General features: G+C 70.9%; 19 protein-coding genes and 1 riboswitch. Of the genes, 10 read left to right on the top strand and 9 right to left on the bottom strand.

Annotated elements, in window-relative coordinates:
* The first annotated feature begins 1 nt into the window (after position 1).
* From ACZ6JS_RS21060 to ACZ6JS_RS21030, 7 genes are all read left to right on the top strand, one after another.
* Positions 2–484 (top strand): succinate dehydrogenase hydrophobic membrane anchor subunit, encoded by a 483-nt coding sequence (locus tag ACZ6JS_RS21060; protein ID WP_030663932.1) that lies wholly within the window; start codon positions 2–4, stop codon positions 482–484.
* A 23-nt stretch (positions 485–507) separates the two neighbouring features.
* Complete coding sequence (sdhA, locus tag ACZ6JS_RS21055) at positions 508–2,262, top strand: succinate dehydrogenase flavoprotein subunit (RefSeq protein WP_075970877.1); 1,755 nt, start codon at positions 508–510, stop codon at positions 2,260–2,262.
* Complete coding sequence (locus tag ACZ6JS_RS21050; protein WP_030663937.1) at positions 2,262–3,020, top strand: succinate dehydrogenase iron-sulfur subunit; 759 nt, start codon at positions 2,262–2,264, stop codon at positions 3,018–3,020. Before sdhA ends, ACZ6JS_RS21050 begins: the two co-directional genes overlap by 1 nt.
* 438 nt (positions 3,021–3,458) lie before the next feature.
* Positions 3,459–4,010 (top strand): hypothetical protein, encoded by a 552-nt coding sequence (locus ACZ6JS_RS21045; protein ID WP_469299816.1) that lies wholly within the window; start codon positions 3,459–3,461, stop codon positions 4,008–4,010.
* Between the two features lie 159 nt (positions 4,011–4,169).
* Positions 4,170–4,574: a hypothetical protein gene (locus ACZ6JS_RS21040; RefSeq protein WP_469299814.1), complete on the top strand. Its 405-nt coding sequence runs from the start codon at positions 4,170–4,172 to the stop codon at positions 4,572–4,574.
* A gap of 3 nt (positions 4,575–4,577) precedes the next feature.
* The gene (locus ACZ6JS_RS21035) at positions 4,578–5,006 is read left to right on the top strand and encodes a thiol-disulfide oxidoreductase DCC family protein (RefSeq protein WP_469299812.1); all 429 of its coding nucleotides are present in this window, start codon (positions 4,578–4,580) and stop codon (positions 5,004–5,006) included.
* An 11-nt stretch (positions 5,007–5,017) separates the two neighbouring features.
* On the top strand, positions 5,018–5,746 hold the full coding sequence (locus ACZ6JS_RS21030; RefSeq protein WP_469299810.1) for a TetR/AcrR family transcriptional regulator: 729 nt from the start codon (positions 5,018–5,020) through the stop codon (positions 5,744–5,746).
* Here ACZ6JS_RS21030 and ACZ6JS_RS21025 read toward each other — a convergent pair.
* From ACZ6JS_RS21025 to ACZ6JS_RS21015, 3 genes are all read right to left on the bottom strand, one after another.
* Positions 5,743–7,299 carry an ABC transporter substrate-binding protein gene (locus ACZ6JS_RS21025; RefSeq protein WP_469299808.1) on the bottom strand — a complete coding sequence of 519 codons (1,557 nt, stop codon included), beginning with the start codon at positions 7,297–7,299 and terminating at the stop codon, positions 5,743–5,745. The genes ACZ6JS_RS21030 and ACZ6JS_RS21025 overlap by 4 nt on opposite strands.
* Positions 7,300–7,422: 123 nt before the next feature.
* A complete protein-coding gene (locus tag ACZ6JS_RS21020; protein WP_469299805.1) occupies positions 7,423–8,742 on the bottom strand; it encodes a metallophosphoesterase in 1,320 nt (439 codons plus the stop codon).
* Complete coding sequence (locus tag ACZ6JS_RS21015) at positions 8,739–9,008, bottom strand: SCO4848 family membrane protein (protein ID WP_351001639.1); 270 nt, start codon at positions 9,006–9,008, stop codon at positions 8,739–8,741. The genes ACZ6JS_RS21020 and ACZ6JS_RS21015 overlap by 4 nt, the downstream gene beginning before the upstream one ends.
* A 121-nt stretch (positions 9,009–9,129) precedes the next feature.
* Between ACZ6JS_RS21015 and ACZ6JS_RS21010 the strand changes: the two genes are divergently transcribed.
* The gene (locus tag ACZ6JS_RS21010) at positions 9,130–10,380 is read left to right on the top strand and encodes a D-alanyl-D-alanine carboxypeptidase family protein (protein ID WP_469299804.1); all 1,251 of its coding nucleotides are present in this window, start codon (positions 9,130–9,132) and stop codon (positions 10,378–10,380) included.
* Positions 10,381–10,495: 115 nt separating this feature from the next.
* Here ACZ6JS_RS21010 and ACZ6JS_RS21005 read toward each other — a convergent pair whose 3' ends face one another.
* The 4 genes from ACZ6JS_RS21005 to ACZ6JS_RS20990 all read right to left on the bottom strand — a co-directional run bounded on the left by ACZ6JS_RS21005 (position 10,496) and on the right by ACZ6JS_RS20990 (position 14,836).
* Positions 10,496–11,425, bottom strand: coding sequence for a YihY/virulence factor BrkB family protein (locus tag ACZ6JS_RS21005; protein ID WP_469299802.1), 930 nt, complete (start codon positions 11,423–11,425; stop codon positions 10,496–10,498).
* 178 nt (positions 11,426–11,603) lie between these two features.
* A complete protein-coding gene (locus tag ACZ6JS_RS21000; protein WP_469299801.1) occupies positions 11,604–12,209 on the bottom strand; it encodes a 2'-5' RNA ligase family protein in 606 nt (201 codons plus the stop codon).
* A 96-nt stretch (positions 12,210–12,305) separates the two neighbouring features.
* Positions 12,306–13,319, bottom strand: a complete 1,014-nt coding sequence (trpS, locus tag ACZ6JS_RS20995) for a tryptophan--tRNA ligase (RefSeq protein WP_469299799.1) — start codon at positions 13,317–13,319, stop codon at positions 12,306–12,308.
* A gap of 248 nt (positions 13,320–13,567) precedes the next feature.
* Positions 13,568–14,836 (bottom strand): serine hydroxymethyltransferase, encoded by a 1,269-nt coding sequence (locus ACZ6JS_RS20990; RefSeq protein WP_469299797.1) that lies wholly within the window; start codon positions 14,834–14,836, stop codon positions 13,568–13,570.
* Between the two features lie 34 nt (positions 14,837–14,870).
* Positions 14,871–14,961, bottom strand: a riboswitch (ZMP/ZTP riboswitch).
* A 170-nt stretch (positions 14,962–15,131) separates the two neighbouring features.
* Between ACZ6JS_RS20990 and rocD the strand changes: the two genes are divergently transcribed.
* Positions 15,132–16,337, top strand: a complete 1,206-nt coding sequence (gene rocD / locus ACZ6JS_RS20985; RefSeq protein ID WP_469299795.1) for an ornithine--oxo-acid transaminase — start codon at positions 15,132–15,134, stop codon at positions 16,335–16,337.
* A 23-nt stretch (positions 16,338–16,360) separates the two neighbouring features.
* Here the strand turns inward: rocD and ACZ6JS_RS20980 are convergent, their stop codons facing one another.
* Complete coding sequence (locus ACZ6JS_RS20980; protein WP_469299794.1) at positions 16,361–17,563, bottom strand: glutathionylspermidine synthase family protein; 1,203 nt, start codon at positions 17,561–17,563, stop codon at positions 16,361–16,363.
* Positions 17,564–17,570: 7 nt separating this feature from the next.
* Positions 17,571–17,867: a hypothetical protein gene (locus ACZ6JS_RS20975; protein WP_469299792.1), complete on the bottom strand. Its 297-nt coding sequence runs from the start codon at positions 17,865–17,867 to the stop codon at positions 17,571–17,573.
* 116 nt (positions 17,868–17,983) lie between these two features.
* On the opposite strand from ACZ6JS_RS20975, the gene ACZ6JS_RS20970 reads away from it, so the two are divergent.
* A complete protein-coding gene (locus ACZ6JS_RS20970; RefSeq protein WP_469299927.1) occupies positions 17,984–18,820 on the top strand; it encodes a DMT family protein in 837 nt (278 codons plus the stop codon).
* The last annotated feature ends 71 nt before the right edge of the window (positions 18,821–18,891 follow it).

Here is an 18,891-nt window from a genome sequence, read left to right as displayed (position 1 = left end):
CATGTCCTCTGACACTTCTTCCGCCAAGGTCATCGGCGACGTGGAGGGCGTTTCCCTCTACGACGTCGACAACCCCGCGCCGTACATCGAGGCCCCGCGCAAGCGCACGGGCAAGACGCCCCGCTCGACGCGCGGCAACTTCGAGATGGTCGCGTGGCTCTTCATGCGCCTCTCGGGCATCGTGCTCGTCGTCCTCGTCATCGGCCACCTGCTGATCCAGCTGGTCCTCGACGGCGGCGTCTCCAAGATCGGCTTCGCCTTCGTGGCCGGCCGGTGGGCGTCCCCGTTCTGGCAGGTCTGGGACCTGCTGATGCTGTGGCTGGCGATGCTGCACGGCGCGAACGGCCTGCGTACCGTCATCAACGACTACGCGGAGCGTGCCAACACGCGGCTGTGGCTGAAGGGCCTGCTCTACACCGCCACGGTGTTCACCATCCTTCTGGGCACGCTGGTGATCTTCACCTTCGACCCGAACATCCGCTAGGCAACGGGGCTGAGGCGAAACCAATGAAGATCCACAAGTACGACACCGTCATCGTCGGCGCAGGTGGCGCCGGCATGCGCGCCGCCATCGAGTCGACGAAGCGCAGCCGCACCGCGGTGCTGACGAAGCTCTACCCCACCCGCTCCCACACGGGCGCCGCGCAGGGCGGCATGGCCGCCGCGCTGGCCAACGTGGAGGAGGACAACTGGGAGTGGCACACCTTCGACACGGTCAAGGGCGGTGACTACCTGGTCGACCAGGACGCCGCCGAGATCCTGGCGAAGGAGGCCATCGACGCGGTCCTCGACCTGGAGAAGATGGGCCTGCCGTTCAACCGCACCCCGGACGGCACCATCGACCAGCGCCGCTTCGGCGGCCACTCCCGCAACCACGGCGAGGCGCCGGTCCGCCGGTCCTGCTACGCCGCGGACCGCACCGGTCACATGATCCTCCAGACGCTGTACCAGAACTGCGTCAAGGAGGGCGTGGAGTTCTTCAACGAGTTCTACGTCCTGGACCAGCTCCTGGTCGAGGAGGACGGCGTCAAGAAGTCGGCCGGTGTGGTCGCGTACGAGCTCGCCACCGGCGAGATCCACGTGTTCCAGGCCAAGGCCGTCATCTACGCCTCCGGCGGCACCGGCAAGTTCTTCAAGGTGACCTCCAACGCGCACACCCTCACGGGTGACGGTCAGGCGGCCTGCTACCGCCGCGGCCTGCCGCTGGAGGACATGGAGTTCTTCCAGTTCCACCCGACGGGCATCTGGCGCATGGGCATCCTGCTGACGGAGGGCGCCCGCGGTGAGGGCGGCATCCTCCGCAACAAGGACGGCGAGCGCTTCATGGAGAAGTACGCGCCGGTCATGAAGGACCTCGCGTCCCGTGACGTGGTCTCGCGCTCCATCTACACCGAGATCCGCGAGGGCCGCGGCTGCGGTCCGGCCGGTGACCACGTGTACCTGGACCTCACCCACCTCCCGCCGGAGCAGCTCGACGCGAAGCTCCCGGACATCACCGAGTTCGCGCGTACCTACCTGGGCATCGAGCCGTACACGGACCCGATCCCGATCCAGCCCACCGCGCACTACGCCATGGGCGGCATCCCGACGAACGTCGAGGGTGAGGTCCTGGCGGACAACACCACCGTCGTCCCGGGCCTGTACGCGGCCGGCGAGGTCGCGTGCGTGTCGGTGCACGGCGCGAACCGCCTGGGCACCAACTCGCTGCTGGACATCAACGTCTTCGGCAAGCGCTCCGGCATCGCGGCCGCCAAGTACTCGCAGGAGAACGACTTCGTCGAGCTCCCCGAGAACCCGGCGCAGCAGGTGGCCGACCTGGTCGAGCACCTGCGCAACTCCACGGGCAAGGAGCGGGTCGCCGACCTGCGCCTGGAGCTCCAGGAGACGATGGACGCGAACGTGATGGTGTTCCGCACGGAGCAGACCATCAAGACCGCGGTCGAGAAGATCGCGGAACTGCGCGAGCGCTACAAGAACGTGTCCGTCCAGGACAAGGGCAAGCGCTTCAACACGGACCTGCTGGAGGCCATCGAGCTGGGCAACCTGCTCGACCTGGCCGAGGTCATGGCCGTGTCCGCCCTGGCGCGCAAGGAGTCCCGCGGCGGTCACTACCGCGAGGACTACCCCAACCGCGACGACGTCAACTTCATGCGCCACACCATGGCGTACCGCGAGGTCGGAGCCGACGGCTCGGACTCGGTCCGGCTCGACTACAAGCCGGTCGTCACGACCCGCTACCAGCCGATGGAGCGTAAGTACTGATGGCTACCCCCACCCTGGACAAGATGGAAGAGGCGGCCGCGGCCTCCCCGTACATCACGGTCACCTTCCGGATCCGCCGCTTCAACCCCGAGATCTCGGACGAGTCGCAGTGGCAGGACTTCCAGATCGAGATCGACCCGAAGGAGCGCGTGCTCGACGGTCTCCACAAGATCAAGTGGGACCTGGACGGCACGCTCACCTTCCGCCGCTCGTGCGCGCACGGCATCTGCGGCTCGGACGCGATGCGGATCAACGGCAAGAACAGGCTCGCCTGCAAGACGCTGATCAAGGACATCAACCCGGAGAAGCCGATCACCGTCGAGGCCATCAAGGGCCTCACGGTGATGAAGGACCTCGTGGTCGACATGGAGCCCTTCTTCCAGGCGTACCGGGACGTCATGCCGTTCCTGGTCACCAAGGGCAACGAGCCGACGCGCGAGCGCCTGCAGTCCGCCGAGGACCGCGAACGCTTCGACGACACCACCAAGTGCATCCTGTGCGCCGCGTGCACGTCCTCGTGCCCGGTGTTCTGGAACGACGGTCAGTACTTCGGCCCGGCGGCGATCGTCAACGCGCACCGCTTCATCTTCGACTCGCGTGACGAGGCGGGCGAGCAGCGGCTGGAGATCCTCAACGACAAGGACGGCGTGTGGCGCTGCCGCACGACCTTCAACTGCACCGACGCGTGCCCGCGCGGCATCGAGGTCACCAAGGCGATCCAGGAGGTCAAGCGTGCGCTGATCACGCGCCGCTTCTGACCTTCCGGTCCCTGCCGGTACGAGGGCCCCGTCCCCGGTTCTTCCGGGGGCGGGGCCCTCGTGCGTCGGCGGCCTTGCGGCGGCTCGGCCGGCTGGTGACCGCAGGGTCGGAGATCTGCCTGTCCTCCGCGAGGAGCACCTCCTCGGGGAGGAGGACGAAGAGGGTGCCCCTCGTCCCTCTCGGCCGCCCACCGGCCGCGCCGAGGTGGCGCCGGCGTCGTGCGGGGCAGGACCGGCTCCAGGGACGCGTCCACCAGTGGGCGTTCGCCACCGAGGGCGGCCGCCGCACCGTCGTCCACCGCCTCCTGCCGGCGAGCAGGGAACGGGAGTTGATGGGGACGCACATCGAACGGCTGCCGGACGCCGCCCTCCGAAGGGGGACACCGAGCTGCGGGACCCGGGATACAGAGCGGGGGTGCCTGTGGAAGGATCGGCCATATGAGCGAGCAGCAGCCGAACCCGTACGCGAGCGACCCCGCCGGTCAGGGCGGTCCGCCCGGCGCGCCCGGCCAGGGCGACTACAAGTGGGGCCCCGGTGAGGCCAGTTACGGGTACCCCCAGCCCTACCCGGCGGCCCCGGCCTACCAGCCGACCATCGGCGGCGCGGGCCTGTCCGTCCCCGGCGGATACCCCGCCGCCCCGGTCGGCGGTGCCGGTTTCGCCCTCGGCGACATCACCATCGCAGGCGATCAGATCATGACCCCGTCGGGCGCCATGCCGCTCAGGGGCGCGATGTGGAACGCGACGGACTTCTCGCGCACCGAGGAGAAGATCCCGCCCCACGCGATCGTGCTGGCGATCGTCTTCTTCCTGTTCTGCCTGCTCGGCCTGCTCTTCCTCCTGATGAAGGAGAAGACCACGACCGGCTACATCCAGGTCACGGTGACCAGCGGCGGCCGCCACCACTCCACGATGATCCCGGCGGTGGACGCGAACACCTACCACTGGGTGATGTCGCAGCTCGGTCACGCGCGTTCGCTGAGCATGTGAGGATCCGGCGCGACGCGGACGGGCCCCGGCCGAACGGCCGGGGCCCGCGTGTGTTTCCGGGGTGCCGATGCCGGGCGGAGCCACTCGCTTGAACTTGTTCAAAAAACTCTCTAGAGTCATCGACGTCAGCATTTGAACACGTTCAAGGGGGCTGGGGCGATGGACCTCACCGTGGTCGCATACGTCATCTACCTGCTCATCAGCATGGGCCTCACCGTCTGGGTGGCCCGCACGCTCAGCCGCAACGGCCGTGTCTTCATCGGGGACGTCCTCCACGGCAACGAGAAGCTCGCCGATGCCGTCAACCAGCTCCTCGTGGTCGGCTTCTACCTCGTCAACATCGGCTTCGTGACCCTCTACCTGCGCTCGAGCGAGGAGGTCGGCACCGCCCGCGCGCTCTTCGAGGCGCTCTCGGTCAAGCTCGGTGTCGTCCTGCTGGTCCTGGGTGTCATGCACCTCGGCAACGTGTGGGTGCTGAACCGGATGCGCCGCCGCGGGATCATGGAGCGCCAGCAGACCCCGCCCGTCCCCCCGCAGGGGTGGACCGCGCCGCTCGGAGCCTGAGCCGTGGCACCCGCGACCGGGGCCGTGCACCGGCTGACCGTCCTCTACGACGCCGACTGCCCGCTCTGCGTGCACATCCGGCACTGGCTGCTGGCGCAGCGCTGCCTCGTCCCGATGGCCCTGGTCCCCGCCGCGTCCTGGGAGGCGCGGCGGCGGTTCCCGCGGCTCGACCACGCTTCGACGCTCCGGGAGATCACCGTCGTCGGGGACTCCGGGCAGGTGTGGACCGGGACCGACGCCTTCATCGTGTGCCTGTGGGCACTGGCCGAACACCGGCCGAAGGCGAACTGGCTGGCGACGCCGGCCGGCCGCCCGTTCGCCCGGGCCGCCATGTTCACGGCCTCCGCCTGGCGGCAGGCCGTACGCACCGAAGGACAGCCCGGGGCCGCCGAGGGACCGGCCTGTGACGACCAGTGCCCCGTGCCCCGATAGGCTCATACACCGTGACTGATCAGAAGGCTCCCAAGAGCGAGCAGACCCGCACGCTCATCCTCGAAACCGCGCTCCGCCTCTTCCAGGAGCGCGGCTTCGACAAGACGACCATGCGGGGCATCGCGAAGGAAGCCGGTGTCTCGGTCGGCAACGCCTATTACTACTTCGAGTCGAAGGAACACCTGGTCCAGGGGTTCTACGACCGGATCAGCGCCGCCCACCAGGCGGCGGTCCGGCCCATCCTGGACAACGAGACCGACCTGCAGAAGCGGCTCGCGGGCGTGCTGACCAGCTGGCTGGACATCGGCGCCCCCTACCACGAGTTCGCCTCCCAGTTCTTCAAGAACGCGGCGGACCCCGAGAGCCCGCTCAGCCCCTTCTCACCGGAGTCGGAGCCGGCCCGGAAGGCCGCGATCGACATCCACCGCGAGGTGCTGGCCGGAGCGAAGACCAAGGTGCCGGCCGAGCTGGCCGACGTACTGCCGGAGCTGATGTGGCTCTCGCAGATGGGCCTGGTGCTCTACTGGGTATTCGACCGCTCCCCGGACAGCGAGAAGTCGCGGCGGCTCGCCGAGCGCGGCGCGCAGCTCACGACGCGGGGCATCGTGCTGGCCCGCTTCCGGGTGCTGCGGCCGCTGGTGCGCGAAGTCCACGAGCTGTTCGCGGACTTCCTGCCGGGCATGGCGCAGACGGCGGCGGGCCGGCGCAAGGCCTCGGACCCGATTCCCGAGCAGGACTAGAGCCAGTTGAGCTCCCAGAGCCGCCAGACGCCGGTGCCGTCGGACAGGTTCTGGGCACCGGTGACGGCCTCGCGGGACATCACGTAGTCCTTCTTCTGCCAGATCGGCACCATCGGGACCTGCTGGGCGACCGCCTTCTGCAGGTCCCGGAACTCGGCGGCGGCCTCGGACCGCTCCGAGTGGGACTGGGTACGGGTGATCAGCTCGTCGACGCGCTTGTCCGAGAAGCCGTTGTTCATGGAGGAGTCGGCGCCGACGAGCGGGGCGAGGAAGTTGTCCGCGTCCGGGAAGTCCGCGATCCACCCGATCGTGTAGGCGTCGAACTCCCCCGCCGCGTAACCCTTCTGGAAGTCGTTCCACTCCTCCACCGGCTTGAGCGTCACCTGGAAGAGGCCGGTGGCCTCCAGTTGCCGCTTGATCTCCTCGGCCTCGGGCGTGTTCGCGCCGCGCACGTTCACGCCGAGCCTGAGCTGCACAGGGCCGTTGATCCCGGCCTCCTTGAGGAGCTTCTTGGCGGTGGCCCCGTCGGGGGCGGGGTAGGCGTCGAAGAACGGCGTGCTGTGTCCGGCGATGCCCGCCGGGACCAGGGAGTACAGCGGGGTGACGGTGCCCCGGTAGACGTCGCCGGCGACCTTGGCGCGGTCCAGGACGGCGGCGACGGCCTGGCGGACGGCGAGCGGGGCCGCGGCGGAGCCGGGGCGGACGTTGAAGACGATCGAGCGGATCTCACTGCCGCCGGAGGCCTGGTACCGGGTGTCCTTCATGCCGGGGTTGAGGCCGGCGAGCACCGCCGGGGGCATCTCCCGGTGGGCGACCTCGATCCGGCGGTCGTTCCAGGCCTGGTCGAGCTGTTCGGAGCCCCTGAAGTACCTGACCGTGACGGCGGCGCGGGCGGGCCTGCCCTGCCCCCTGTAGGCGGGGTTCGGCTTGAGCTCGGCGCTCGTACCGGCCCTGTAGGCGCTCAGCGTGTACGGGCCGGAGCCGTTGACCTTGCCGTCCTCGCGCAGCGACCTGGCCGGGTACTTGTCCTTGTCGACGATCGAGCCGGCACCCGTCGCGATCTTGAAGGGGAAGGTGGCGTCGCGCGCGGACAGGTTGAAGGTGACCGTACGGCCCTCGGCCTCGACCGACTCCAGGGTGTTGAGGAGCGGGGCCGGCCCCTGGTCGGAGTTGATCGCCTTGATGCGGTCGAAGGAGTGCTTGACGTCCTCGGCGGTGATCGCGCGGCCGCCGCCGAAGGTCACGTCGGCACGCAGCTCGCACCGGTAGACGGTGAGTTTCGGGCCCACGAACCCGCAGGAGGACGCGGCGTCCGGCACGGGGGTGTCGGAGCCGGGCTTCATGGTCAGCAGCGACTGGTAGACGTTGCTGAACAGGGCCCAGGAGCCCGCGTCGTACGCCCCCGCCGGGTCGAGGGAGGACACGACGTCACTGGTTCCGACGCGGATGGGGCCGCGGCTCTCGGCGTCCTCGGGCAGCAGCTGCCAGGCGGCGGCGCCGGCCGTGCCGAGGACGAGCCCGGCCGCGATGATCTTCCAGCGGACAGACCGCATCCCGTGAACCCCACCCCTTGTACCGGAGACAGCGACCCGCTGTCCGATTACCGGATATCCCATCACGGAATATCAGCCACCGGAAGATCGTTTCGGGGGCGGCCGGTCGGCGGTTGGGGCGGTTCAGGCCTGGTATGAGGCGAGTTCGACGACTGTGATGTCGGACGGCGCCCCCACCCTGACCGGCGGTCCCCAGGCGCCCGCCCCGCGGGAGACGTAGAGCTGGGTGTCGCCGTAGCGCTCCAGGCCGGCGACGGTGGGGTTGGCGAGCTCGGCGAGGTAGTTGCCGGGCCAGAGCTGGCCGCCGTGGGTGTGGCCGGAGAGCTGGAGGTCGACGCCGTGCTTGACGGCGTCGTGGATGACCACCGGCTGGTGGGCGAGGAGCACGGCGGCCCGCGACCGGTCGCGGTCGCCGAGGGCCGCCTGGAAGTCGGGGCCGCTCCCCTCCCGCTCCCCCTGGATGTCGTTGACGCCGGCGAGGTCGAAGTACGGCAGGGCCCGACGGGCGTTCTCCAGCGGGGTCAGGCCGAGCTCGCGGACGTGGCCGACCCACTGCTCGGCGCCGGAGAAGTACTCGTGGTTGCCGGTCACGAAGAAGGAGCCGTGGCGGGCGGTCAGGCCGCGCAGGGGCTCTGCCGCGGAACCGAGGTCGGGGACGCTGCCGTCGACGAGGTCGCCGACGATCGCGATGAGGTCGGGCTGGGTGCGGTTGACCGTGTCGACGATGCGCTGGGCGTGGGCGCGGCCGAGCACCGGGCCGAGGTGGACGTCGCTGACGACGGCGATCCGGAAACCGTGCGCCGCGCGCGGCAGTTTGGCCAGGGGGACCTGTACGCGCCGCACGCTCGGCCCGCGCAGCACTCCGTACGCGCCGCCCCCGACGGTGGCGACAGCGACGGCGGCCGCCGCCCCGCCCACGGCGCGGGCGACGAAGGTGCGCCGGCTGAGCCCGCCGTCCGGTGCGGCCGCGGCCGGCTCCCCGGGCGCAGCGTCAGCGGCGATCACCGCGCCGGGCTCCGGCTCGGTGCCGTCGGTGGAGGACGGCTCGGTGGGCGCGGCCGTCTCGGTTCCGGCGCCGGATCGCGCCGCGGGTGGTGCGGCTACCGCCCCGGAGGGGCCGCGGTGGGCCAGACGGCGGAGCAACAGCGCGCGGATCGGCTCCGCGACGAGCATCGTCAGGGTCAGGTACAGGAGCACCGCGAGCCACAGGTACCCCGGCCAGGACACCGTCTGCTGAAGCCAGAAGGGGGCCCCGGCGCGGCCCGCGGTCAGGGCGGCCACGGAGAGGAGGGGCAGGGCGATGGCGGACGCGGTGCCGATGCGGCGGGGCAGGCCGCCGGGGGCGGTGGTGTCCCTCACCAGGCGGATCCACAGCCACCGGTGTACCGCGACGAGCAGGGCGCAGACCGCCAGGGCGACCAGCGCGAAGACCAGGATCGTCATGCCGCACCGCCCTCGGCGCCGGAACGTGATGCTCGCCGCAGGGCCAGGACCCCGCGCAACCCGATCACACCGACCGCCGTCCCCAGGAGAAAGGACGTCACCGCGAGCGTCAGGTGGACCCAGAAGTAGGCAGTGGGGTCGCCCGCGGTGTCGAAGGCCAGGCCACTGCCGTTCTTCCACAGGTTCCGGACGAAAGACACCCAGATGAACCAGGTCCACACCCCGAAGGCGAGCAGGAACCAGGAGGCGGCACGGCTGAGTTTCATGTCCCCAGTATCGGTTTCGTCCCCGGGACGGACGCGCCGGGGTGGGCTGTCCCGGGGTTGGTTGCGGCGAAATGGCCGGTCCGCGACGCCATCCAGCTCATCGGGATGTACTTTCACCTGCGTGTCTGCCAAGACGACCGCTCTGACGGTCCTTACCGCCGCGTTGCTGGTGCCCTCCGTGCTGGTGGCTCCCGCACACGCCGCGCCGACCCCGCCGGCCGACGGGAAGGGCCGGCCCGCCAAGGCTCCGGCGGCGCCCGCACCGCCCGCGTCGATGTCCACGGTCGGCGGATCCCTGCTCGGCCAACCGGGGACGCAGGTGAACCTGCTGCCCGGCGCGCCCGCCCTGCCGACGAACCTCACGGGCCGGTCGTGGATCGTCGCGGACGCCGAGTCGGGCGAGGTCCTGGCGGCGTACAACGCGCACTGGCGGCTGCCTCCCGCGTCGACGATGAAGATGCTCTTCGCGGACACCCTGCTGCCGGGCCTGCCCAAGGAGCAGGTGCACAAGGTCACCGACAAGGACATGGAGGGCGTGGGCCCGGGCAGCAGCCTGGTCGGCGTCAAGGAGGACCACGAGTACTCCGTCCACGACCTGTGGCTCGGGGTGTTCCTGCGGTCGGGCAACGATGCCGTGCACGTGCTCTCGGCCATGAACGGCGGCGTCGAGAAGACCGTCAAGGACATGCAGGCGCACGCGGAGGAGCTCCAGGCACTGGACACCCATGTGGTGTCGCCCGACGGGTACGACGCACCGGAGCAGGTGTCCAGCGCGTACGACCTCACGCTGATCGCCCGCTCCGGGCTGCAGAAGCAGGACTTCCGGGAGTACTGCGGCACGGCGAGCGCGAAGTTCCCCGGCCTGCAGGAACCCGGGAAGCCGCGGGACCACTTCGAGATCCAGAACACCAACCGGCTGATGACGGGCGCGGGCGGGCTCTCCCCCTACAAGGGCATCGCCGGGGTGAAGAACGGCAACACGACCATGGCCGGCTCCACTTTCACGGGCGCGGCGCAGCAGGGCTCCCGCAAGCTGCTGGTCACCGTGATGAACCCGGGAGCGGGCGGCGCGAACTCGGTCTACGAGGAGACCGCCGCGCTCTTCGACTGGGGCTTCGCCGCGGCCGGGAAGGTCAAGCCGGTGGGTGAGCTGGTGCCGCCGAAGAGCGCGGACACCTCCCCCCACGGCTCGCCGGCCCAGTCGCACGAGAACAACCCGTCGGCGGACGGCCTGGTCCCGGGCGGCGGCATGGGCACCGCGCTGGGCGTCGCGGTCGGGGCGCTCGTGGTGCTCGCGGGCGGCGCCTATGTGGTCAACCGCCGCTGGCCCCGCGGCCGCCGCAGCCGCGGCCGTGACGAGGAGCTCGTCTAGCTCGTGTCCTGCGCCGTCGCTGACCCCGCGCGAGCGGGGTCGGCGACGCGGACGGTCGGAACGCGGTCCGGTCGCGCCGGGTCGCCCGGCGGACGGGGTGGTGAGGTCGAGGGTCCTATGCGCCCTCACCCGGGGTTTCGCGCACCCCGCCGCCCGCCGGGGACCCCTCGGCGCCGTCACCGTCCCCGCCGCCTTCGCCGTCGCGGGTGGCCGTCCAGGCGGAGACGTACAGCAGCAGCTTCGCCATGAGGTTGATCCAGAGCAGCAGGGCGATCGGCACGCCGAAGGCCCCGTACATGCTCTTTGCCGCGACTTCCCTCATGTAGCCGCTGAGCAGCAGCTTCAGCAGCTCGAAGCCGGCCGCGCCGATCAATGCCGCCTGGATCAGGCGGCCCTTCGGCGGTTCGACCCCGGGGAGCAGGGTCAGGAGGTAGAGCAGCACCAGGAAGGCCGCCACGACACCCACCAGGAAGGCGAAGGAGCGCAGCAGCGCGCCGCCCGGGCCCTCGCGCGGGATGCCCAGCCAGTCGGCGGTCTTCCCGACCGCGCTGGAGCCGAGGATCGAGGCCGCGGCGGAGAGCAGGCCCACCGCGCCGAGGCCGAGCAGGACGAGCCCGTCCTTGCCCTTGCGGACGATCGGATTCCCCTCGTCCTCGTCGTCCTTGTCCCACACCGCGCGCAGACAGTCCCGCATCGAGCCCACCCAGCCGATGCCGGTGAAGAGGAGGAGGGCGCCGGCGACGAGGCCGATCGTCGCCGCGTTCGCGACGAGCCCGTTGATGTCGAGCTGGTCGGAGATGCCGGGGACCTGTTCGGCGAGGGTCTTCTCCAGCCGGTCCAGCTGCTCCTGGCTGAGCAGCGCCGCACCGACCGCCGCGGCCACGGTGATCAGCGGGAAGAGCGCGAGGAAGCTGATGAAGGTGATGGCGGCGGCGAGCCGGGCCCAGTGCACGCGGTCGAGGCGTTCGTACGAGCGCCATGCGTGCGTCCGCATCAGACGGCCCGCCAGCGGCCCGATCACCGGGAGTTTCGTCAGCCAGTCCATGGGGTCACCGTAAATGAGGCACCGGAAATAGCCAGGATTGCCGCTTTCAGGCACTACGGTCGTCGATTGTGACTTTTCGCCCACCGCCCTCGACGGGACGTCCGTTCCACACCCTGGTACTGCGAAGGCTGAGGTTCCGCGCCCGGCGCACCGCCCGGCTGACCCTGCGTCCCCTCCGTCAGGAAGGACGTACGGTCCTCCCCGCCGCCTCGGCGGTCTGGTCGACGGGGGAGCCCGGCTGCGCCGGAACGCCTATGGGCCCGCTCCCGAAAGGGTATTCACGCAGCTTGCGCCATACCCCGTCGGAGCCCTGTTCGTAGAGGGCGAATCCCTCGCAGAGCCACTCGGCGGCGTACTCGGCGAGCGTCGCGAACGCCACGTCCATCGCTTCTTCGGAGATCCCGTGGGCGACGGTGACGTGGGGGTGGTACGGGAAGGCCAGCTCCCGGCTGAGCGGCCCGGCGGGGTCGCGTACCTCGCCCTGGAGCCGGGTGCAGCCCGCGGCGCCCTCGGCGATCTGCACGAACACGACCGGCGAGACGGGCCGGAAGGTTCCCGTCCCGCTCAGCCGCATCGGGAAGGCCGGGAAGCGGGCGGCGACCTCGGTGAGGTGGGCCCGGATCGCCGGGAGCCGGTCCGCCTCCACCTCGGTCGGCGGTACGAGGGTGACGTGCGTGGGGATGCCGTGCGCGGCGGCGTCCCCGAAGCCCGCGCGCAGCTCCTGGAGCTGGCTGCCGTACGGCTCCGGGACCGCGATCGAAACGCCGAGCGTTACGGTCCCCACGAATCTCTCCTCCGCTTGTCCTGGTGACTCCTGCCGCCCCAGTGTGGGGCCAGGACCCCTCTTCGTGCCAGAGCGGTCTTTCCGTAGTTGCGTTCGTCAGTGCTTGGCGGGCAGCAGACCCAGGCGGTCGTACGCCTGCGCGAGGGTCTCCGCGGCGACGGCGCGGGCCTTCTCCGCGCCCTTGGCCAGGATGGAGTCCAGCGTCTCCGGGTCGTCCAGGTACTCCTGGGTGCGCTGCTTGAAGGGTGTGACGAAATCGACCATCACGGCGGCCAGGTCCGTCTTCAGCGCGCCGTAGCCCTTGCCGACGTACTTCTCCTCCAGGGCGGGGATCGACTCGCCCGTGAGGGTGGAGTAGATCGTGAGCAGGTTGCTGACGCCGGGCTTCTTCTCGGTGTCGAACCGGATCTCGGCCTCGGTGTCGGTGACCGCACTCTTGATCTTCTTCTCGGTGACCTTGGCCTCGTCGAGCAGGTTGATCAGGCCCTTGGGCGACGACGCCGACTTCGACATCTTGATCGCCGGGTCCTGGAGGTCGTAGATCTTCGCGACCTCCTTGACGATGTGCGCGGCGGGCAGCGTGAAGGTCTGGCCGAACCGGCTGTTGAAGCGCTCGGCGAGGTCGCGGGTCAGCTCGATGTGCTGGCGCTGGTCCTCACCGACCGGGACGGCGTTCGCCTGGTAGAGCAGGATGTCGGCGACCTGGAGGATCGGGTACGTGAACAGGCCGACGCTGGCGCTGTTGACGCCGCCCTTGGCGGACTTGTCCTTGAACTGGGTCATCCGGCTGGCCTCGCCGAAGCCGGTGATGCAGTTCATCACCCAGCCGAGCTGCGCGTGCTCGGGGACGTGGCTCTGGACGAACAGCGTGCAGCGCTCGGGGTCCAGGCCGGCGGCCAGCAGCTGCGCGGCGGAGAGGCGGGTGTTCGCGCGCAGGTCCTTCGGATCCTGGGGCATGGTGATCGCGTGCAGGTCGACGACCATGTAGAACGCGTCGTGCGTCTCCTGGAGGGCGACGTACTGGCGGATGGCTCCGAGGTAGTTCCCGAGGTGGAACGAACCGGAGGTGGGCTGGATGCCGGAGAGCGCGCGAGGACGATCAGAAGCCATGGCCCCATTCTCTCAGGTGCGGGGGCGGGCTCGGGCCCGCCGTCGGCCGGAACCTCGGGGCGCGCCGCCCCCGGCCGTGCCGGGCGCGGGTACCGCGCGGCGGCGGCCTGTCCTGATGCCGCCCCGGCCGAGCGACCGCTTTGCGCCGGAGGGCGGGGCTGGAATTGGGGCCCCGCCCTCCGCCGGCTCTCAGCCCCGCCGGCGTTCGCGGCGCCGGGACCGGGGGGCGGCGTCCCGCAGCTGCGCCGCTACGACAGCGGCAGGCCCGGGGCCGGGAAGGCGGCCATCAGGTCGGCGACCTCGGCACGGATCACGGCGAGGGCCTGCTCGTCGCCCTTGGCCGCGGCGTCCACGCCGCGGGCGATCCAGTCGGCCACCACCGGCATGTGCTCCGTGGACAGCCCGCGCGACGTCAGCGACGGTGTACCGATCCGCACCCCCGAGGGATCGAACGGCTTGCGCGGGTCGAACGGGACGGTGTTGTAGTTCACGACGATCCCCGCGCGGTCCAGGGCCTTGGCGGCGGCCTTGCCCGGCACCTCCTTGCCCGTCAGGTCGATCAGGATCAGGTGGTTGTCAGTGCCGCCCGAGACCAGGTCGAAGCCACGCTCCAGCAGCGCCCCGGCCAGCGCCTCGGCGTTGGCGACGACCGCGTGCGCGTACCGGACGAAGGACGGCTGCGCCGCCTCGTGCAGCGCCACCGCGATGCCGGCAGTCGTCTGGTTGTGCGGGCCGCCCTGCAGGCCGGGGAAGACGGCCTTGTCGATCGCCTTCGCGTGCTCCTCGCGGCACATCAGCATCGCGCCGCGCGGACCGCGCAGGGTCTTGTGGGTCGTGGTGGAGATGACGTCCACGTGCCCCGCCGGGGACGGGTGGGCGCCACCCGCGATCAGGCCGGCGATGTGGGCGACGTCCGCGACCAGGACCGAGCCGGCCTCGCGCGCGATCTCCGCGAAGGCGGCGAAGTCGATGGTCCTCGGCAGGGCGGTGCCGCCGCAGAAGATCAGCTTGGGCCGCTCGGCGAGGGCCAGCTCACGCACCGCGTCGTAGTCGATCAGGCCGGTGTCGGCGCGGACGCCGTACTGCACGCCGCGGAACCACGATCCCGTCGCGGAGACGCCCCATCCGTGCGTCAGGTGGCCGCCCATCGGCAGGGCCATGCCCATGACCGTGTCGCCGGGCTGCGCGAAGGCCAGGTACACGGCCAGGTTGGCGGGGGAGCCGGAGTACGGCTGCACGTTGGCGTGGTCCACGCCGAACAGGCCCTTGGCCCGCTCGATCGCCAGGGCCTCGACGCGGTCGATGTTCTGCTGGCCCTCGTAGTAGCGGCGGCCGGGGTAGCCCTCGCTGTACTTGTTCTGCAGCACGGTGCCGGAGGCCTCGAGGACGGCCGCGGAGACGTAGTTCTCGCTGGGGATCAGGCGCAGGGTCTCCGCCTGGAGGACTTCCTCCGCGGCGACGCAGGACGCCAGTTCGGGATCGGTCGCGGACAGGGCGGGATGGCGGCTCGCGGGCATGGCGGGCTCCTCCGGGGTCGATGTGATCGGTACCCCGCGAGGCCCAGGCGAGCGGCCCTGTATGCGGTCGAGCGCGCACGACTCCCCCGGAGTTGGTTCTCCGTACGCCAGTCGCCGTGCGTACCGAACACCCTAGAGGAGGGAGTCCGCAGTGTCGCCTGCGGGGCCACCGCGGACCGCTCACCCGGCGGGCGCGCCGCGCGACAGGTTTCTGCGCCCGGGATACGAGCGACGATAAGAAGGTGACGCCACCCTCGTCACCGCTTCACCGGCCAGACGGACGATCGGAGACCCCGTGTCGACAACAGCTGATGCCATCCGCTCCGCCGAGGCGCACAGCGCGCACAACTACCACCCGCTGCCCGTCGTCGTCGCGTCCGCGGAAGGCGCGTGGATGACCGACGTGGAGGGCCGCAGATACCTCGACATGCTCGCCGGGTACTCCGCGCTCAACTTCGGGCACGGCAACCGCCGTCTGATCGACGCCGCGCGGGACCAGCTGGAGCGGGTCACGCTCACCTCGCGCGCCTTCCACCACGACCGGTTCGCCGACTTCTGCGCCGAACTCGCCGCGCTGTGCGGCAAGGAGATGGTGCTGCCCATGAACACCGGTGCGGAGGCGGTGGAGACGGCGGTCAAGACCGCCCGTAAGTGGGGTTACGAGGTCAAGGGCGTCCCGGACGGCCACGCCAAGATCGTGGTGGCCGCCGACAACTTCCACGGCCGGACCACGACCATCGTCTCCTTCTCGACGGACCACGACGCCCGCGACCACTTCGGGCCGTACACGCCGGGCTTCGAGATCGTCCCGTACGGGGATCTCACCGCGCTGTCGCACGCCGTCACGGAGAACACCGTGGCCGTGCTGCTGGAACCGATCCAGGGCGAGGCGGGGGTGCTGGTGCCGCCCGCCGGCTACCTGAACGGCGTACGGAGGCTGACCCGCGAGCGGAACGTCCTCTTCATGGCCGACGAGATCCAGTCGGGGCTCGGCCGGACCGGCCGGACCTTCGCCTGTGAGCACGAGGGGGTCGTCCCGGACGTCTACATCCTCGGCAAGGCGCTCGGCGGCGGTGTGGTGCCGGTGTCGGCGGTGGTCGCCGACCGGGACGTGCTGGGGGTGTTCGGGCCCGGCCAGCACGGGTCCACCTTCGGCGGGAACCCGCTCGCGTGCGCCGTCGCCCTGGAGGTCATCGCGATGCTGCGCAGCGGCGAGTTCCAGCAGCGGGCCACCGAGTTGGGCGACCACCTGCACCGCGAGCTGAACCTGCTCGTCGGCGGGGGCGCCGTGACCGCGGTCCGCGGCCGAGGGCTGTGGGCGGGCGTCGACATCGACCCCTCCCGCGGAACGGGCCGGGAGATCTCCGAGAAGCTGATGGAGCTCGGTGTGCTCGTGAAGGACACCCACGGTTCGACGATCCGGATCGCCCCGCCACTGGTGATCACCAAGGAGGACCTGGACTGGGGCCTCGACCAGCTCCGGTCGGTGCTCGGCGCGTAGGGCGGGCCGAGCACCGACCGGACCTAGAGGATGACGTGGGGCAGGAAGCGGGCGTACTCGTCCGTGACCGGCCCCGCCGATTCGCGGATGCCGAGCCCCGCCGCCTCGTCCTCGACGACCCACGCGCCGAGCACCACCCGGTTGCCGTCGAAGTCGGGCAGCGGGGCCAGTCCCTGGAAGCAGTACCGCTCCCCCGGCCGCGGTACGAACGGCTCGCCGTCCGGCCCCGGCGCGTGCAGGGTGACGCCCGCGCCCTCGCGGCCGAGGAGGGGCTTGGCCACGTATCCGGCCGAGCCGGGCTCGGCCAGCTCACGCGGACCGTCGAGGTACGCGGGCAGCAGGTTCGGGTGCTCCGGGAAGAGCTCCCACAGGATCGCGAGCAGCGCCTTGTTGGAGAGCAGCATCTTCCACAGCGGCTCGATCCAGCAGGTGGTGCCGGAGCCGCCGCCGTGGTCGTAGGTGCCGAGGACCTGCGGGCCGAACTCGTCCGTGGCCAGCCACTCCCACGGGTAGAGCTTGAAGCAGCTGCGGATGAACCGGAGCTTGTCGTCGACGAACCGGCCGGAGAGGCTGTCCCAGCCGATCTGCTCCACCGACAGGGCGTGCGTCTGCAGGCCGGCCTGGTCGGCGGTCTCCTGGAGGTAGGCGACCGTCATCAGGTCCTCGCCCAGCTCGTCGGTCTCGGAGTGCGCGAAGTGCAGCGGGCCCGGCGCCAGCAGCTCCGCCTGGCGGCGCCAGGCGTCGACGAGGCGCTCGTGGAGGGAGTTCCACTGGTCGGCGCCGGGGAACCGCTCCTCCATCCAGAACCACTGCGGGCTGGCCGCCTCCACCAGGGAGGTGGGGGTGTCCGCGTTGTACTCCAGCATCTTGGCCGGGCTGCCGGTGCCGTCGTAGCGCAGGTCGAAGCGGCCGTAGAGGGAGGGCTGCTCGGCGCGGCGGCGCCAGGACTCGGCGATCAGCGCGGCGAGCTTGGGGTCGGTGATGCCGAGGTCGGCGAAGCGGTCGTGCTCGACGATGTGCGCGGCCGCGGCCAGGCACATGGCGTGCAGTTCCTCGACGACGTTCTCCAGGGCCTCGACCTCGGGGAGGGTGAAGGAGTAGTAGGCGCTCTCGTCCCAGTAGGGGCGCAGCGAGTCGTCGGGGTAGCGGGTGAGGGGATAGATCAGCCCCTGCTCCTCGACCGTCTTCTGCCAGCCGGGTCGGGGCTCGATGGTGTGCCGCTGCATCGTGTGATCAGCCGCCGCTGGAGCTGGAGTGGCCGCCGATGCCGCCGCGGGTGACGGCGGCCTTGTCGAAGCTGCCGCCGGTGACCTTGCCGTTGCTGACGTGGCCGCCGTAGTAGTACGCGCCGGTCCCGCCCGTCTTGCACTCCTTGTTGTTCAGGTGGTCCAGCGTGGAGCGGGACGCGCAGCGCCGGTCCGGTTCGTCGCTGCTGCCGCAGGCCACGAGGGTGGCCGCGAGGAGGCCCATGCCTCCGAGGGCGACGGCGCCCGAGCGCATACGGCGGTGGTTGGTGCTGCTGATGTCCATGTCTGCTGCTCCCCCTGGGGCCTGGCGTGCTCCCGACAGACTAGAGCGGGCTCCCCGGCCGATGGAATCCGGCCGCCGTGAGATCCGTGACCTAGAGTCAGTTCGTGCTGATTGGGATGATTTGCGCGCTCGGTGCCGCGGTGTGCTTCGGCACGGCGTCCGTTCTGCAGGCCGTCGCGACGCGGGCGGTGGAGCCAGGCAGCGGCTCCGGGGTGGACGCGGCGCTGCTCCTGCGGGCAGCACGGCAGTGGCGCTACGTCCTGGGCCTCGGCCTGGACGGCGCCGGCTTCGTCCTGCAGATCGTCGCGCTGCGGCACGTGCCGATCTACGTGGTCGGGGCGGCACTGGCCGCCAGTCTGGCCGTGACGGCGGTGGTCGCGTCACGGCTGATGGCCGTGCGGTTGTCGCGCGCGGAGTGGTACGCGGTGGGTGTGGTGTGCGCGGGGCTGCTGATGCTGGGGCTCGCCTCGGGTGAGGAGGGCAGCGGGACGGGCTCGTTCGCACTGAAGCTGGGGCTGCTCGGCGTGGCGGTGCTGGTGCTGCTGCTCGGTGCGGCCGCGGGCGGCCTGCCGGACGGGCCGCGGGCGCTGGTGCTCGGTCTGGGGTCGGGCACGGGCTTCGGCGTGGTGGAGGTCTCGGTGCGGCTCATCGACTCCGTGTGGGACTTCGGCAACCCCGCGCTGTACGCGCTCCTGCTGGGCGGGGCGGCGGGGTTCCTGCTCCTCACCTCGGCGTTGGCGCGCGGTTCGGTGACGGTGGCGACGGCGGGCCTGGTGCTCGGCGAGACGGTCGGCCCGGCGGTGGTGGGCGTGGTCTGGCTCGGCGACCGTACCCGGGAGGGCCTGACGTGGCTGGCCGTATCGGGGTTCGCGGTGGCGGTCGCCGGCTCGCTGGCCCTGTCGCGCTTCGGCGAACCGAAATCCCCACCGGCCCCGGCACCGCGGGCGTCCTGAGCCCGGCCGGGTTCCCCGGCTGCCGCGCCGCCGCGGGGGTGGTCTTCGGCCCCGCCGGCCGTTCGGTGCGC

This window comes from Streptomyces sp. NPDC046349 (assembly GCF_055587885.1).
Note: the sequence above shows the minus strand (reverse complement) of the source record. Positions and strands in the feature narration are given on the sequence as shown.

Bases quoted from the DNA above. Each gene is read 5' to 3' on its own strand.
- ACZ6JS_RS20970 (WP_469299927.1), top strand. From the start codon at position 17,984: ATGATTTGCGCGCTCGGTGCCGCGGTGTGCTTCGGCACGGCGTCCGTT.
- ACZ6JS_RS20990 (WP_469299797.1), bottom strand. From the start codon at position 14,836: ATGCCCGCGAGCCGCCATCCCGCCCTGTCCGCGACCGATCCCGAACTG.
- ACZ6JS_RS21005 (WP_469299802.1), bottom strand. From the start codon at position 11,425: ATGGACTGGCTGACGAAACTCCCGGTGATCGGGCCGCTGGCGGGCCGT.
- ACZ6JS_RS21050 (WP_030663937.1), top strand. From the start codon at position 2,262: ATGGCTACCCCCACCCTGGACAAGATGGAAGAGGCGGCCGCGGCCTCC.
- ACZ6JS_RS20975 (WP_469299792.1), bottom strand. From the start codon at position 17,867: ATGGACATCAGCAGCACCAACCACCGCCGTATGCGCTCGGGCGCCGTC.
- sdhA (WP_075970877.1), top strand. From the start codon at position 508: ATGAAGATCCACAAGTACGACACCGTCATCGTCGGCGCAGGTGGCGCC.
- ACZ6JS_RS21020 (WP_469299805.1), bottom strand. From the start codon at position 8,742: ATGACGATCCTGGTCTTCGCGCTGGTCGCCCTGGCGGTCTGCGCCCTG.
- trpS (WP_469299799.1), bottom strand. From the start codon at position 13,319: ATGGCTTCTGATCGTCCTCGCGCGCTCTCCGGCATCCAGCCCACCTCC.
- ACZ6JS_RS21040 (WP_469299814.1), top strand. From the start codon at position 4,170: ATGGACCTCACCGTGGTCGCATACGTCATCTACCTGCTCATCAGCATG.
- ACZ6JS_RS21015 (WP_351001639.1), bottom strand. From the start codon at position 9,008: ATGAAACTCAGCCGTGCCGCCTCCTGGTTCCTGCTCGCCTTCGGGGTG.
- ACZ6JS_RS20980 (WP_469299794.1), bottom strand. From the start codon at position 17,563: ATGCAGCGGCACACCATCGAGCCCCGACCCGGCTGGCAGAAGACGGTC.
- ACZ6JS_RS21025 (WP_469299808.1), bottom strand. From the start codon at position 7,299: ATGCGGTCTGTCCGCTGGAAGATCATCGCGGCCGGGCTCGTCCTCGGC.
- ACZ6JS_RS21060 (WP_030663932.1), top strand. From the start codon at position 2: ATGTCCTCTGACACTTCTTCCGCCAAGGTCATCGGCGACGTGGAGGGC.
- ACZ6JS_RS21045 (WP_469299816.1), top strand. From the start codon at position 3,459: ATGAGCGAGCAGCAGCCGAACCCGTACGCGAGCGACCCCGCCGGTCAG.